15 protein-coding genes and 1 tRNA gene are annotated in these 15,111 nt (G+C 67.6%); 6 read left to right on the forward strand and 10 right to left on the reverse strand.

Annotated features, from left to right (window positions below; genetic code table 11):
• Positions 1-81: 81 nt before the first annotated feature.
• A complete protein-coding gene (locus tag AC5W54_RS00650) occupies positions 82-849 on the reverse strand; it encodes an exodeoxyribonuclease III (RefSeq protein ID WP_495960136.1) in 768 nt (255 codons plus the stop codon).
• Positions 850-925: 76 nt separating this feature from the next.
• On the opposite strand from AC5W54_RS00650, the gene pyrE reads away from it, so the two are divergent.
• The 4 genes from pyrE to rep all read left to right on the forward strand — a co-directional run bounded on the left by pyrE (position 926) and on the right by rep (position 4,906).
• Positions 926-1,684 (forward strand): orotate phosphoribosyltransferase, encoded by a 759-nt coding sequence (pyrE, locus tag AC5W54_RS00655; protein ID WP_495960436.1) that lies wholly within the window; start codon positions 926-928, stop codon positions 1,682-1,684.
• 1 nt (position 1,685) lies between these two features.
• Positions 1,686-2,252 carry a YfaZ family outer membrane protein gene (locus AC5W54_RS00660; RefSeq protein WP_495960137.1) on the forward strand — a complete coding sequence of 189 codons (567 nt, stop codon included), beginning with the start codon at positions 1,686-1,688 and terminating at the stop codon, positions 2,250-2,252.
• 71 nt (positions 2,253-2,323) lie between these two features.
• Complete coding sequence (gene trmL / locus AC5W54_RS00665; protein WP_495960138.1) at positions 2,324-2,839, forward strand: tRNA (uridine(34)/cytosine(34)/5-carboxymethylaminomethyluridine(34)-2'-O)-methyltransferase TrmL; 516 nt, start codon at positions 2,324-2,326, stop codon at positions 2,837-2,839.
• Between the two features lie 3 nt (positions 2,840-2,842).
• Positions 2,843-4,906: a DNA helicase Rep gene (rep, locus tag AC5W54_RS00670; protein WP_495960139.1), complete on the forward strand. Its 2,064-nt coding sequence runs from the start codon at positions 2,843-2,845 to the stop codon at positions 4,904-4,906.
• Positions 4,907-5,049: 143 nt separating this feature from the next.
• Here rep and AC5W54_RS00675 read toward each other — a convergent pair whose 3' ends face one another.
• Positions 5,050-5,865 (reverse strand): c-type cytochrome, encoded by an 816-nt coding sequence (locus tag AC5W54_RS00675; RefSeq protein ID WP_495960140.1) that lies wholly within the window; start codon positions 5,863-5,865, stop codon positions 5,050-5,052.
• A gap of 249 nt (positions 5,866-6,114) precedes the next feature.
• Between AC5W54_RS00675 and AC5W54_RS00680 the strand changes: the two genes are divergently transcribed.
• Positions 6,115-6,191, forward strand: a tRNA-Arg gene (locus tag AC5W54_RS00680).
• 87 nt (positions 6,192-6,278) lie between these two features.
• Here the strand turns inward: AC5W54_RS00680 and AC5W54_RS00685 are convergent.
• The 7 genes from AC5W54_RS00685 to AC5W54_RS00715 form a co-directional block, all read right to left on the reverse strand.
• Positions 6,279-6,758: a copper chaperone PCu(A)C gene (locus AC5W54_RS00685; RefSeq protein WP_495960141.1), complete on the reverse strand. Its 480-nt coding sequence runs from the start codon at positions 6,756-6,758 to the stop codon at positions 6,279-6,281.
• Positions 6,759-6,824: 66 nt separating this feature from the next.
• Positions 6,825-7,559, reverse strand: a complete 735-nt coding sequence (gene cysZ, locus AC5W54_RS00690) for a sulfate transporter CysZ (protein ID WP_495960142.1) — start codon at positions 7,557-7,559, stop codon at positions 6,825-6,827.
• A gap of 101 nt (positions 7,560-7,660) precedes the next feature.
• Positions 7,661-8,389: a phosphate signaling complex protein PhoU gene (gene phoU / locus AC5W54_RS00695; RefSeq protein WP_495960143.1), complete on the reverse strand. Its 729-nt coding sequence runs from the start codon at positions 8,387-8,389 to the stop codon at positions 7,661-7,663.
• Between the two features lie 23 nt (positions 8,390-8,412).
• On the reverse strand, positions 8,413-9,216 hold the full coding sequence (gene pstB / locus AC5W54_RS00700; protein ID WP_495960144.1) for a phosphate ABC transporter ATP-binding protein PstB: 804 nt from the start codon (positions 9,214-9,216) through the stop codon (positions 8,413-8,415).
• Between the two features lie 29 nt (positions 9,217-9,245).
• Positions 9,246-10,799: a phosphate ABC transporter permease PstA gene (gene pstA / locus AC5W54_RS00705; RefSeq protein WP_495960145.1), complete on the reverse strand. Its 1,554-nt coding sequence runs from the start codon at positions 10,797-10,799 to the stop codon at positions 9,246-9,248.
• Positions 10,796-12,025 (reverse strand): ABC transporter permease subunit, encoded by a 1,230-nt coding sequence (locus AC5W54_RS00710; RefSeq protein ID WP_495960146.1) that lies wholly within the window; start codon positions 12,023-12,025, stop codon positions 10,796-10,798. The genes pstA and AC5W54_RS00710 overlap by 4 nt, the downstream gene beginning before the upstream one ends.
• 65 nt (positions 12,026-12,090) lie before the next feature.
• On the reverse strand, positions 12,091-13,035 hold the full coding sequence (locus tag AC5W54_RS00715; protein ID WP_495960147.1) for a PstS family phosphate ABC transporter substrate-binding protein: 945 nt from the start codon (positions 13,033-13,035) through the stop codon (positions 12,091-12,093).
• A 173-nt stretch (positions 13,036-13,208) separates the two neighbouring features.
• Here AC5W54_RS00715 and AC5W54_RS00720 point away from each other — a divergent pair, with 173 nt between their 5' ends.
• The gene (locus AC5W54_RS00720) at positions 13,209-13,616 is read left to right on the forward strand and encodes an acyl-CoA thioesterase (RefSeq protein WP_495960148.1); all 408 of its coding nucleotides are present in this window, start codon (positions 13,209-13,211) and stop codon (positions 13,614-13,616) included.
• An 81-nt stretch (positions 13,617-13,697) separates the two neighbouring features.
• On the opposite strand, the gene AC5W54_RS00725 is transcribed toward AC5W54_RS00720, so the two are convergent.
• Positions 13,698-14,798, reverse strand: a complete 1,101-nt coding sequence (locus AC5W54_RS00725; protein ID WP_495960149.1) for a TRAP transporter substrate-binding protein — start codon at positions 14,796-14,798, stop codon at positions 13,698-13,700.
• Positions 14,799-15,111 lie beyond the last annotated feature (313 nt).

The raw sequence follows: 15,111 nt of genomic DNA on the forward strand, positions 1-15,111 counted from the left end.
GCACCCTGCAAATGCAGCACGCCGGCCCCTGGGCCGGCGTGTTGCGTTCCAGACGGGCCGGAACGGCGACGAAGGGCGCGATCAGAGCGTCAGGTCGTACTCGACGATCAGCGGGGCGAACTCGGAGAAGGTGGCGTCGGTGTCGATCCAGGCATCCACCACGTGGCGGCGGAAGTTGGGGCCCACCACCTGGTAGTCGATGCGCCAGCCTTCCTGGCGCGAACGCGGCACTTCCTGGTCGAGCTTCGGCCACCAGGTGTATTCGCCGGCGTCGCGGTTGATCTCGCGGAAGGTGTCGATGAAGCCGGTAGGGCCGAACACCTGGTCCATCCAGGCCCGCTCCTCGGGTCTGAAGCCGGGCGTGGTCTGGTTATCCGCCCAGTTCTCCAGGTCGATGGTCTTGTGGGCGATGTGCCAGGTGCCGCAGATGATGTATTCCCGGCGCTTGCGGGCCATCTTGGCCAGGTACTCCTGATACTGGGCCATGAAGGTCTGCTTGGCGGTCGGATCGCTGCCGTCGGGCATCAGGAAGCTGGCGATGCTGAAGCGATCGTAGTCGGCCTGCAGGAAGCGGCCCTCGTGGTCGCACTGCGGGAAGCCCAGGCCGTACATGATGGCCTTGGGGATCTTGCGGCAGTAGAGCCCCACCCCGGAGAAGCCGTCCTGCTCGGCGTCGAGGAAGTAGCCCTCGTAGCCTTCCGGGTAGAGGATGCTGTCGTCCAGCTCGAAGCTCTTGGCCTTGAGGTTCTGTACGCAGACGACATCGGCATCCTGGCTGGCCAGCCAGTCGAGAAAGCCTCGACCGACGGCCTCCCGGATGCCGTTGACATTGATGGTGGCGATTTTCATACATGGTCCCTTTTGCGTCGCGCGTGTATGATACCCGACGTTGCGACGTTTGGGTAAATGGCCTTTGCCCATGAACATGATAAGAGAGGCCGAGGTGGAGAGTAACGGCGTGCCCAGGCAACAGGACGGCGAGTTGCAAGCCTACCAGCGAGAGTTCATCGAGTTCGCCATCGACCAGGGCGTGCTGCGCTTCGGCGAGTTCACCCTCAAGTCGGGTCGGGTCAGTCCCTATTTCTTCAACGCCGGGCTGTTCCGCACCGGCCGGGCCCTGGCCCGCCTCGGCCGCTTCTACGCCCGCGCCATCGCCGACAGCGGCCTGGCAATCGACGTGCTGTTCGGCCCCGCTTACAAGGGCATTCCGCTGGCCGCCACCACCGCCGTGGCCCTGGCCGACCATCATGATCGCGACCTGCCCTACGCCTTCAACCGCAAGGAAGCCAAGGCCCATGGCGAGGGGGGCAGCATCGTCGGCGCCGAACTGGCCGGTGATATCCTGATCATCGACGACGTGATCACCGCCGGCACCGCCATTCGCGAGGTGATGGGCCTGATCGAGGCCGCGGGAGCCCGCGCCGCCGGCGTGGTCATCGCCCTGGACCGCCAGGAGCGCGGCAACGGCGCGAAGAGCGCCATCCAGGAGGTCGAGGCGAGCTACGGCATGCCGGTGATCAGTATCGTGACGCTGGACATGGTACTGGCCTATCTTGAACAGCATGCAGGCGATGAACTCCAGGGCCATGCGGCGGCCATCCGTGACTATCGCGAGCGCTACGGCGTGCGGGCCGCTGATGTCGATTCACAGCAGTCATGCCCACCGGGTGGACAAGGAGAGTGACATGAGACTGGTCATCATCACCATCGCCGGAGCGGCGCTGCTGGGCTTTACAACCCTCGCCCAGGCCCAGACCGCCAGCCTGGACCTCAACCTCAGCGAGGACGCCGTGCAGTTCGAGGCGGCCAGCGAAATCACCGACGGTATCGCCCTGGGCGGTGGCGTGATCGACAGCGACTACCGTCGCGATGCCACGGCCTTCCATGCCCAGTTGCTCGGCGTGGAGCGCACCGCCGAGTATGATGTCGGCGTGGGCGCCCGCTGGACCCAATTCGACACCGACCACGGCAAGGGCGGCGGCCTGGGCCTCGGTGGCTACGGCTATGCCTATGTACCCGCCATGCCGGCGCTCTCGCTTGGGGGGTATGGCTTCTACACCCCGAGCGTGGTCAACACCCGCGACCTGGACGACGGCTACGAGCTGGGTGTGCGGGCCCGCTACGCCTTCACCCCCAACGTCGACGGCTATGTCGGCTATCGGGCGCTGCGCGCCGATTTCGACGGCGACCGCGGCAGTTCTTCGCGCACCCTGGACAGCGGCCCCCTGGTGGGCGTACGTCTCTCCTTCTGAGCCGCTCCCGTGCCTTTCGCCTCGGGCCCCGGATGGGGCCCGACTGCGTTGCGCCCCCCGGCAGGAATCCCATGCTCGATATCGTCCTCTACCAGCCGGAGATCGCCCCCAACACCGGCAACCTGATCCGGCTGTGTGCCAACACCGGCTTCCGCCTGCACCTGATCGAACCACTGGGCTTCGAACTCGACGACAAGCGGTTGCGGCGTGCCGGGCTCGACTACCACGAGTGGGCCCGGGTGACGACACATCCCGACTGGCGCGCCTTTCTCGATGCGGTGGCACCCGAGCGGGTGTTCGCCGTATCGACTCGGGGGCGGACCGGCTATCATGAGCCGGCCTATCGAGAGGGGGATGTCCTGGTGTTCGGCCCCGAGACCCGCGGCCTGCCCCAGGCGATGCTCGACGCCCTGCCTGAATCCCGGCGCCTGCGGATTCCCATGCTGCCCGAGAGCCGCAGCCTCAACCTCTCCAACGCCTGCGCGGTGGTCGTCTTCGAGGCCTGGCGCCAGCTGGGATTCGCGGGAGCCGGCCTGCCGGGGGCCGGACCGTCGGGATCCGTGACCATCGGTCCCCTGGAGGAGTAAGCGATGTCGATCAAGCAGCGCCTGGCCAAGTTGAACCCCCGTCAGCAGGAGGCGGTGCGCTACATCGACGGCCCCTGCCTGGTGCTGGCCGGCGCCGGCTCCGGCAAGACCAGCGTGATCACCACCAAGATCGCCTACCTGGTGCAGGAGTGCGGCATGAGCGCGCGACGTATCGCCGCCGTGACCTTCACCAACAAGGCCGCACGCGAGATGAAGGAGCGGGTGGGATCGATGCTCAAGGGGCGCGAGGGGCACGGCCTGACCGTCTCCACCTTCCACACCCTGGGGCTCAACATCATCCGCGGCGAGCTCAAGGCGCTGGGCTACAAGCCCGGCTTCTCGCTGTTTGACCCCGAGGACGCCAAGGCGCTGCTGCGCGACCTGATGAACAAGGATGCCCAGGTCGACGCCGATCAGATCAACCGGGTCCAGCACCAGATCTCCCAGTGGAAGAACGACCTGATCCTGCCCGGCCAGGCGCTCTCCCACGCCGCCGACGACGACGAGCTGTTCGCCGCCCGGGTCTTCGAGGCCTACGGCCGCCACCTCAAGGCCTATAACGCCGTCGATTTCGACGACCTGATCCTGCTGCCGGTGGTGCTGCTGCGCGACGACCCCGAGGCACTCGCCCGGTGGCGGCGCAAGATCCACTACATGCTGGTGGACGAGTACCAGGACACCAACGTCAGCCAGTACCAGCTGGTCCAGTTGCTGATGAGCGAGCGCAAGACCTTCACCGTGGTCGGCGACGACGACCAGTCGATCTATGCCTGGCGCGGCGCCCGGCCGGAGAACCTGGTGACCCTGGGCGAGGACTTCCCGCGTCTCAATGTCATCAAGCTGGAACAGAACTACCGCTCCACCGGTACCATCCTGCGCGCCGCCAACACCCTGATCAGTAACAACCCCCACGTCTACGACAAGACGCTGTGGTCGGAAATGGGCGAGGGTGCGGCGATCCGCGTGGTGGTCAACCGCCACGAGGAGGCCGAAGCCGAGCGGGTGGCCAGCGAGATCCTCACCCGACGCATCAAGGAGCGCGCCGAGTGGCGCGACTTCGCGGTGCTCTACCGCGGCAACTTCCAGGCCCGGCTGCTCGAGCTGAAACTGCAGCACTACCAGATCCCCTACAAGCTCTCCGGCGGCACCTCCTTCTTCTCGCGCAACGAGATCAAGGACGCCATGGCCTACCTGCGCCTGCTGATCAACCCGGCCGACGACAACGCCTTCCTGCGCATCGTCAATGTGCCGCGCCGGGAGATCGGCCCCGGCACCCTGGAGAAGCTCGCCAACTATGCCAACGATCAGGCCACCGGGCGCGGCATCTCGCTGTTCGCCGCCTGTCACGAACTGGGCCTGGAGCAGGTGCTGCCCACGCGGGCCGTGGAACGGCTGTCGCGTTTCACCCACTTCATCGATGGCGTGCGCCGGCGCATGGATCAGGGCGATGCCATCGCCGCCATCCGCGAGATGATCCGCGAGATGGACTACGAGGCGTGGCTCTACCAGAACGCCAGCGCCCCGACCATCGCCGAGCGGCGCATGGCCAACGTCTGGATCCTGATCGACCAGCTCGAGAAATCGATGCAGCGCGAGCCGGAAGAGACCACGGCGAGCGAGGAAACCGAGACCGAGGGTGTCGAGGCCGCCATCTCACGCCTGGTGCTGCGCGATATCCTCGAGCAGCAGGCCGAGGAGGACGACTCCGACCGGGTGCAGTTGCTCACCATGCACGCCTCCAAGGGGCTGGAGTTCCCCCACGTCTACCTGATGGGGCTCGAGGAGGAGCTGCTGCCCCACCGCAACGCCATCGAGGCCGGCACCGTGGAGGAGGAGCGTCGCCTGGCCTATGTGGGCATCACCCGGGCGCGGCGCACCCTGACCCTGACCCTGGCGCGTCAGCGCAAGGCCTACGGCGAACTGATGGACTGCGCGCCGAGCCGCTTCCTCGACGAACTGCCCGCCGATGCCCTCGACTGGGAAGGGCGCGCCGACAAGGAGGACCCGGACAAGAAGCAGGCCCGGGGCCAGGATGCCATCGCCGGGCTGCGCTCCTTGTTGGGATGATCCCGGCTGCGGGCTGCGGGCTGCGGTGATGGCGTTGCGTGAGAGCGGCTTGCGGCGCGATAGCGACCGACCGTCAGACGATGCGCGAAACAACGCGAGCGGGGCGCCCGAAGGCGCCCCGCTCGCTTCCCCGTGGCCGGAAGCTACAGCACCGGCTCGACGAGGAAGTCGGTCGCGGCACGGACCTCGTCGTCGGAGAGGCTGGTATTGCCCCCCTTGGGCGGCATGGCACCGATACCGTTGATGGCGTGGTCGTAGAGCGTTTCGATGTCCTGATCGATGCGACCCTCCCATTCACCGGCTTCGCCACGACGCGGAGCGCCGGCGGCACCGGTCATGTGGCAGGCCATGCAGGCCTGGTTGTAGATCGCCTCGCCGTCGATGCCGGCATGGGCCGGCTCGTCGCCTGCGGCTTCTTCGACGGCTTCGTCAGCGGCCACGGCCGGGGCTTCGGCCTCTTCCTCCGCTGGGCCCTCTTCGGTCACGGCTTCCTCTGCAGCGACCTCCTCGCCACCCACTTCCGGCACGTCCATCACCGGCTCGAGCAGGTAGGCGGTCACGGCCTCCATCTCTGCGTCGCTGAGATTCGGGTTGCCGCCCCGTGGCGGCATGGCACCGATACCGTTGATGGAGTGATCCAACAGGGTGGCGAACCCCTGATCGACACGCTCGGCCCAGGCGTCGGCATCGCCGCGTACCGGGGCGCCGGCGGCACCGGACTCGTGGCAGGCCATGCAGACGCGGTTGTAGATGGCTTCGCCGTCGATGCCATTGGCGGCGGCTGGCTCGGCGGCCGCCGCGGCCGCGGTACCGCACTCCTCGCCCTGCAGGCACAGCTCGCCCACCGGTTTGAGACGCTCGGCGATGGCATCACGGTCCACCTCGGCCTGGGCGGAGGCCACGCCTGCGCTCAGCCCCAGGGCGGCCAGGCCCCCCATGATCAGCTTGCTGGATTTCACTCTCACCACCTCTTGACGGTCCTGTAATCGAATCTGCCCGTGGCGACGTCGCGAACGGCATCACGACAGCCGAGGGACGCCCTGACGCGCACAATGGGCGACAGTATACCGGCAACGCATTCGGCTGGAAAATGCCGCGGCCAACGTCTTTGGCCGTATCGCCGCGGGGCCCCGAGGCTCCTGCTGGACAGGAGAGGGGCAGCCGGGTAGGATGTGGACCGCTCGATGACGCCGCGTCTCGAGCCACAAGCGCCCGTAGCTCAGCTGGATAGAGTATCGGCCTCCGAAGCCGAGGGTCGCAGGTTCAAGTCCTGCCGGGCGCGCCAGACAGACACGGAGGGGCCCGCGAGCGATCGCGGGCCCCTCTCGTTGCGCGCCCCTTCCGGGAAAGCTCCCGGGACCATGCGCTCGCCTCAGTGGTGGTGATCGTCGGCGTCGCGGCGGCCCTCCCGGGCACTCTGCACCCAGACCTCTACCTCGATCTCCCCGCGCTCGGCGAACTCCAGGGTCAACGGGAAGCGTTCGCCCTCGTTGAGCGGGGTGACGAGGTTCATCAGCATCAGATGGTAGCCGCTACCCGGCCGCATGGTCTGGAGGGTCCCGGCCGGGATCTCGATCCGTTCGACTCGCCGCATCTGCATCACGCCATCGGCCATGGCCATGTCATGCAACTCCACCGACTCGCTGGCGGGCGTACGGGCCCCCACCAGCACGGCGTGCTCTCTCCCTTCCACCTGGATATCCACATAGGCTGCGGCATGGGGAATGCTGGGCGGCGCCGGCGTGGCGAAGGGATGGCTGACGCGTACGTCGCCCAGGCGGTAGTCATGGGCCATGGCGGTGACGGAGAAGACCAGGCCGGCGGCGAGCGGCAGGGAAGCACGAAGCGACATGAGACGGTTTCCTTCTCGGCCGAACGATGAGTTCGCCTACAGCATAGCAGCCCCCTCATGGCCCCATCAGCGCCCGCTCGGAATCGACTCCAGGCCGCGGTAGTGGCGCTCCCACATCAGCACCGCACCGGCGACGGCCCCGGGCAGCAGGAAGAGGTTGGCCAGCGGGATCCAGGTGATCAGGGTCACCCAACCACCGTAGCTCAACGTTGGCCACCAGCGGGAGGCCAGGCGGCGACGCATGTCGGCGAAACCGACCTTGTTGTTGTCCATGGGATAGTCGAGATAGGTGATGGCCATGATCCAGGCCGAGAAGGCGATCCACAGCAGCGGGGCGATCAGGTTGATCAGCGGGATCCAACTGATCACGAACAGCAGCGCCATGCGCGGCAGGATATAGACCAGCTTGACCAGCTCGCGCCCCAGGGCGTCGACGGCGGTCCTCGCCAGGCCGCGGTCGTCCAGCGGCGGTCGCCCGGTGGCAACCACCTCCACCTTCGCCGCCAGGAAGCCGTAGAAGGGGGCGGCGATCAGGTGGGTCACCAGGGTGAAGGTGAAGAACACGATCAGCACCAGGCCGATCACGAACAGCGGCCAGATCAGCCATTCGAGCCACGCCAGCCACCCCGGCACCATGGCCATCCAGCCGTCGAGCCAGCCAGCGAAGTTGGCCAGCACATAGCGCAGCATGGCCGCATAGACCAGCAGGTTGACGGCGATGGGCACGAACACATAGCGACGCAGGCCGCGACCATAGACCAACCGGGTACCGCGGGAAAGGGCCGAGAAGGCATCGAGCATGGGAAACCCTCGAGGAAGGCAGCGCATTCGACAATGCAATGCAACAGGCCACCGCCCGGAGGCGGTGGCCTGTTGCATTGACGGCTAATCGGCGGCGCGGGTCAACCCTTGCGGGTCAGCGACTGCTCGTCGAGCTCGTCCGGGTCGGTATGACGGATATCGAGCCCCTTGACCAGGTAGACCACGTACTCGGCCAGGTTGTTGGCATGGTCGCCGATGCGCTCCAGGGCGCGCAGGATCCACATCACGCTGAGCACCGGCGAGATCGCGCGGGCGTCCTCCATCATGAAGGTCATCAGCGCACGCATGGCGCTCTGATACTCGCTGTCCACCTGCTCGTCCTCGTGGACCACCTTGAGGGCCAGCTCGGTATCGAAGCGGGCGAAGGAGGTCAGGGCATCGCGCACCATCTTGCGCACGTGCTCGCTGATCAACCTCACCTCGACGAAGCCGCGGGAGCCGTTGTTGGCCTCCACCAGGCCGATGGCGTTGCGGGCGATCTTGCTGGCCTCGTCGCCGATGCGCTCGAGATCCGAGGCCGCACGGATCACCGCCAGTACCAGGCGCAGGTCGGACGCCGCCGGCTGGCGACGGGCCAGCACCCGGGTGCACTCCTCGTCGAGGCGGATCTGCATCTCGTTGACCTGATGGTCGCTGTCGATCACCCGCTCGGCCAGGCGGGTATCGCCGTCGAGCAGCGCCGTGACCGCGTCCTGGACCTGCTTCTCCACCAGGCCGCCCATGGCCATCAGGCGGGTCTTGAGCTCCTCGAGCTCCTGGTTGAACTGCCGGGAGATATGCTGGCTGTGGGTATCGCTGGTAATGTCCATGAGGCTCTCCTCGGGGCAGGGCGTCAGGCCATGCGCCCGGTGATGTAGTTCTCGGTGCGCCGCAGGCGCGGGTTGGTGAACAGCTCGTCGGTGGGGCCATACTCCACCAGCTCGCCCTCCTGCAGGAAGGCGGTGTAGTCAGAGACCCGCGCCGCCTGCTGCATGTTGTGGGTGACCAACACCAGGGTCAGCTGCGACTTCAGGTTACGGATCAGCTCCTCGATCTTCAGCGTCGAGATGGGGTCCAACGCCGAGGCCGGCTCGTCGAGCAGCAGTACCTCGGGCTTCACCGCCAGGGTCCGGGCGATCACCAGGCGTTGCTGCTGGCCGCCCGAGAGCGACCAGGCGGAAGCCCGTAGACGATCCTTCACCTCGTGCCACAGCGCCGCCGAGGTCAACGCCCACTCGACCACGTCGTCCATCTGTCGCCGGCGCAGCCCCCCAAGCAGGCGCAGGCCGAAGGCCACGTTGTCGTAGATCGACATCGGGAAGGGATTGGGCACCTGGAACACCATGCCCACCCGCCGCCGCAGCTCGGCCACCGCCACCTCGGGGGCGTGGATGTCGTCACCCTCGAGCAGGATGCGCCCCTGCCGCTCCACCTCCTCGTTGAGGTCATGGAGGCGATTGAGGGCGCGCAGCAGGGTCGACTTGCCGCAGCCCGAGGGTCCGATGAAGGCCGTCACCCGATGTCGCGGCACCCGCAGTGTGAGATCCCGCAGCGCCGGCTTGTCGCCGTAGGCGAGACTCAGGCCCTCGATCTCCAGGCAACTGGCCTCGCGGTCGAAGGCGAGGATCGGCGCTCGCGGCTGCGGAAACACGGACATCGAGGTCACTCCTCCCGGCACCAGGGCGCTCAATGGCGCGGCAAGGCCCCATGACGCACCTTCAGATGATGACGCAGAAATATTGCAGTCAGGTTAAGCACCAGGATCACCAGCACCAGCAGCAGCGCCGTGGCATAGACCAGCGGCAGCGCGGCCTGGACATCGCCGCCGTGGAAGGCGACGTCGTAGATGTGGTAACCCAGGTGCATGAACTTCCGTTCAAGATGCAGGAAGGGGAAGTCGCCGTCCACCGGCACCTGGGGCGCCAGCTTGGCCACCCCCACCAGCATCAGCGGTGCCACCTCGCCGGCGGCCCGGGCCACCGCCAGGATCACCCCGGTAAGCATCGCCGGCGTGGCCATCGGCAGCACCACCCGGGTGAGCATCTCCAGGCGGGTGGCGCCGAGGGCCAGGGCGCCCTCGCGCTGGTGATCGGGAATCCGCGCCAGCCCCTCCTCGGTGGCCACGATCACCACCGGCAGGGTCAACAGCGCCAGGGTCAGCGAGGCCCACAGCAGCCCACCGGTACCGAAGGTGGGCGACGGCAGCGAGTCCTCGAAGAACCATTCGTCCAGCGAACCGCCGATACCATAGACGAACACCCCGAGGCCGAAGACGCCATAGACGATGGAGGGCACGCCGGCCAGGTTGCGCACGGCGATGCGCACCAGCCGGGTGAGGCGCCCCTGGTAGGCCACCTCGTTGAGGTAGATCGCCGCGAGCACGCCGAAGGGCGTGACCAGCACCGACATCAGCAGCACCATCAGCACGGTGCCGAAGATCGCCGGCCACACGCCGCCGGCGGTATTGGCGGCCCGTGGCCCCTCGGAGAGAAAGCGCCAGACGCCCCGGCCCCAGGCGCCGAGCTTGTCGAGCGGTGACATGGCATTGGGCCGCCGAGCGCTCATCACGTCGACCAGTGGCTGCGTGAGCCGCCGGCCATCGGCGCTCTCCAGCGCCAGGCGATCATTCCCCATCGCGGCCTGGAGCTCGCGCAGCCGGGCATTGGCGCGGGCCAGCCTACGACTCGCCTCGGCATCGGGCCCGGCCACCAGACGCGCCGCCAGCGGCAGGATCGTCTCCCGGCGCAGCCTGGCCTGTTCCTCGCGCAGCGCCTCGAGCTCGACGAGACGCGCCTGGAGGATCGGCCAGGCCGTACCGCCCTCACCGAGCACCCGACCCTCGCGCTCCACCGCCAGCAGCCGGCCGATGAACTGCCCCCAGCGGCGGCGCTCCAGCACCACCAGCGCATCCGGATGGCTCACCCCGGCGATCTCGTCCAGCGCCACCCAGGTCCAGATGCCGCCATCCAGGTCGCGGTTGGCGGTGCGATAGAGCCGCTCGCGTCCCGCCTGCCCGGGCAGCCGCTCCTCCTTCACCGCCTCGCCGGCCAGCCAGCGGCCATTCTCGAGCTCCACCAGCGCCACCGGTGCCGGCCAGAAGTGGCCCAGGCCGCGCACGGCCAACAGCAGCAGCAGGGCACTCAGCATCAGCAACGAAAGCGCCACGCTGCCCGCTGCCAGCCAGGGCCAGGGCCCCTCACCTCGCGCCCGGCGGGCGCGAGGCGGGTCGTGGGGCATCATGGCGCGCCCCCCAGTCGCCGGTAGCGACGCCGTAGCCGGACGCGTACCACCTCCGCCAGGGTATTGACCAGGAAGGTGAAGACGAACAGTACAAGCGCCGCGAACAGCAGCAACCGGTAGTGAGTACCGCCGGGGGCGGCCTCGGGCAGCTCGATGGCGATGCTGGCAGCCATCGAGCGCATGCCATCGAAGGGGCTCAGGGTCATCAGCGCGGTATTGCCGCTGGCCATCAGCACGATCATGGTCTCGCCCACCGCCCGACCGGCGCCGATCATCACCGCCGAGAAGATCCCGGGGCTGGCCGCGGGCAGCATCACCTTCCACAGGGTCTGCCAGCGGGTCGCACCCAGCGCCTGGGCCCCTTCGCCGAGGCTTCCCGGTACGCCGGAGAGCGCGTCCTCGGCGAGGGCATAGACGCTGGGCATCACCGCGACGCCCATGGCCAGCCCGACGATCATGGCGTTGCGGCTGGCATAGTCGAGCCCCAGGCGGGTCTCCAGCCAGCCACGCAGGTCACCGCCGAACCAACCGGCCTCCAGCCAGGGGGCGAGGGCCAGCGCCGCGGCCACCAGCAGCAGCAGCCAGGGCACCAGCCAGAGCCCGGCCCAACCCAGCGGCAGACCGCGGCGCAACGCCATCGGCAGGCGCGTCCAGCCCCAGCCGGCGATCAGCACCCCCGGCGGCAGCAGCATCACCAGTGCCAGGGCCCCGGCCAGGTGCCGCTCCACCCAGGGGGCGAGTACCAGCCCGGCGATGAAGCCGACCACCACCCCGGGCAGTGCCTCCATCAGCTCCAGGGTAGGCTTGATGCGGCTGCGCAGCCGCCGCGACATGAACATGGCGGAGTGGATCGCCGCCCCCAGCGCCAGCGGCACGGCGATCACCAGCGCCCAGGCCGCCGCCTTGAGGGTACCCCAGGCGAGCGGGGTCATGCCGTATTGCGGCCGTTCCACCGCCGCGGTCACCGTGGGCTGCCAGCGATGTCGGGGCGCGTCGTAGCCCTCGTAGGGTTGCGGCAGCCACAGCGCCTGCCAGCTCACCTCGGGCGCCGTTCCTGCCGGGGAGGGCCAGAACAACGGCATCACTTCCACCACCAGGAAGACCCCGATGGCCAGCAACGCCGCCACCACCCCGATGCCGCCGGCGGTGATCAGCGCGGTCGCCAGACGGTCGCGGCCCCGGCGCAGGCGCTGTCGCAGATGCATTGACGGTGAGGGGTCGCTCATGGCCACGGCCTTCGGGGAGTTGCCCCAGCAAAATACGACAGAATCATGACACTCCCGTGACAGCGTCAGGGGGCATCGTGCAAGCCCAGCCGTCGACGCTGGCGCTCCAGGGTGGCCTGAGGCAGCGCGATGAAGCCGAGCTCGGACACCGTCTCCTGCCCTTCGGGCGAGAGGACCAGCTCGATGAAGGCGCGCTCCGGGCCGGGAAGCGTCTCGCCCGGCGGCAGGTTGAGATAGAGATAGAGGGTCCGGGAGAGGGGATAGTCGCCCCGGCGAACGTGCTCGGGGTCCGGCCGGAACGCCTTGCCCCCGGCATCGGCCAGGGCCAGGGCGCGCACCCCCGAGGTGAGGTGGTTGCGTCCGGCATAGCCGATCGCCCGCGGCGACGCCGTCACCGCCGCCACCACCGCCGCCGAGCCGGCATGCTCGTCGATGCGCATCCGGAAGTCGCCGTGGCACAGCGCACGCTGCTTGAACAACCCGTAGGTCCCCGAGGCGGCGTTGCGACCGTGCAGTGCGAGCCGCCCGCCCGGCCGCTCGATGCCCAGCTCGCGCCAGTGGGTGATGCCATGCTCGCCGCCGCAGCGACGGGTATCCGAGAAGATCGCATCCACCTCGGCGAGACGCAGGCTCTCCAGGGGGTTATGGCGATGCACCACGACCACCAGGGCATCCCGTGCGACCTCGATCTCCACCGGTGGATAGCCGTGGCGCGCGACGAAATCACGGCGCTCGGCATCGGACATGGCACGGGACATGGGGCCCAGCCGCGTCGAGCCGGCGATCAGCGCCGGGGGAGCGCTGGCGGAGCCGCTGGCCTGCAGCTGCAGTCGGATGCCAGGATGACGCTCGGTGAGCCGTTCTCCCCAGCGCAGCATCAAGCCCGCCAGGGTGTCCGAACCGACCGTACCCAGGGTGCCCGCCACCTCGTCGGCCAGGGCGGCGGGCATCGCCAGGATCAGTACCAGGGCCCCCAGCCAGCGGCGTCGTGCCTTCCCGCATCGTTGCATGCTGCCTCCCGAGAAACGCCCCCACGCCCGAGTCATGACATCGCAATGCTGGTGGCGGAGCAGCCCCAGCGTATACCATGCCGCTGTCGACCGGCCTGCCACCGCCCCCGGCAACAGGCCCATGGAATTTCACGACAAGATGTCACAACAACAAGTCAGGCAGACACTCCATCATGACTGAACTCGATGATGTACCCGCCCCCCAGGGCCAGCTGACCCTCAAGCTGCTGGCCAGTCGCCAGGATACCAATCTCCATGGCGACATCGCCGGAGGCTGGCTGGTGGCCCACATGGACCAGGCCGCCGAGCTGACTGCCGGCCGCGAGGCACATGGCCGCACCGCCACCGTGGCCATCGAGGCCATGGACTTCCTCTGCCCGGTACGGGTCGGCTCCATGGTCAATATCTTCACCGCGGTGCGCGAGATCGGCCACAGTTCGATCAAGATCGACGTGGAGGTATGGATCCGCTCCCCCCAGGAACGCGACCCGGACGAGTTGCACAAGGTCACCGAGGCCCGCTTCGTGATGGTGGCCCTGGACGACAACGGCCGCATCCGCGCCGTCCGCCAGAACGGCTGAGCCTCTCTCCATGACGGTCATTCTCCATAACGATCATGGGCGCCACCGGGGCGCCCATGACCGCGTCCGTCGAGTCGCGGATCAGCCCCCTACCGCTTCGCGACCTTTCAGGTAGGCGTATTCGCCGATGTCGCTGAAGGGTCGCACCAGGCGCTGGAAGGCCAGGTAGGACTCGTAGACCTTGGCCGAATCCGGGTCGCTGTCGACCTGTGCCTGGATGACCTCCCTGGCGGACTCGTAGAGCGCCGCCATGACGTCATCGGGGAAGGTCCGCAGCTGCACGCCGTGCTCGTTGACCAGGGTATCCAGGGCCTGGGAGTTGCGATAGGCAAACTCGCTGATCATCGCCAGGTTCGAGGCCTTGGCGGCTTCGCGCACCACGTCCTTGAGGTCGTCCGGCAGGGCGTTCCAGGCATCCAGGTTGACGGTCCCCTCGAGGATGGCGCTGGGCTCGTTCCACACCGTGGTGTAGTAGTAGTCGGCCACCTGGTGCAGGCCGAAGGCCAGGTCGTTGTAGGGACCGACCCAGTCGGCGGCGTCGAGCACCCCGGTCTGCATCGAGGTGAAGATCTCGCCACCGGGCATGTTCACCGTGGTCACCCCGATGCCGTTCATCGCTTCGCCGGCCAGCCCCGGCAGCCGCAGCTTGAGGCCCTGCATGTCGGCGAGCGAGTTCACCTCCCGCTTGAACCAGCCGGCCATCTGGGTACCGGTGTTGCCCACCGGGAACGGCTTCAGGTTGTGCTTGGCGTAGACCTCGTCCCACAGCTCCTGGCCGCCCCCATGGTAGAGCCAGGCATTGGTCTCGGTGGTGTTCATGCCGAAGGGCACGGCGGTGAAGAACTGGGAGGCCGCGACCTTGCCGCGCCAGTAGTAGGCAGCGGAGTGGCCCATCTCGGCGGTACCGGCGGCCACTGCATCGAACACCTCCAGCGCCGGTACCAGCTCGCCGGCCCCGTGCACGCGAATGCGCATGCGACCGTTGGAGAGCTTCTCGATGCGCTCGGCAAAATCGTTGGCGCCGGTGCCCAGGGCGGGGAAGTTCTTCGGCCAGGAGGTCACCATGTCCCAGGTGATGGTCTCCTGGGCCTTGGCGGTGGAAACGAAGGGGGCGGCGACGACACCGGCGGCACCGACACCCACGGTCTTGAGGCTGTTCTTGAGAAAGAGACGGCGTTGCATGGCGAGCGTGACTCCTGGTGATTGTTCTGATCCACGCTCATGCCGGGAGCCGCTGGTTCAAGTCACGAGAGATGCAGCAGCGCTTCCCGAAGCGCGGTATGTCCGCCAGTGAGTATGCTTCATTGCTGAATTGCCCGGCAAGCATGGCCCTTTGACGTGGACGTCAACGGAAACTCGCTCGGCGCCTAGGAGCCTGTCGGACTTGACCGATCGTCGCGAGAAACACGAATTTCGAGACAAGTTTATCGATCTGATGAGGCGAATAGCCCGCTATTTAACGAATCAGATCGAATGAAATTGGCCGAAAGGTCGG

It is taken from the genome of Halomonas sp. LMYGS-3 (genome assembly GCF_059509875.1).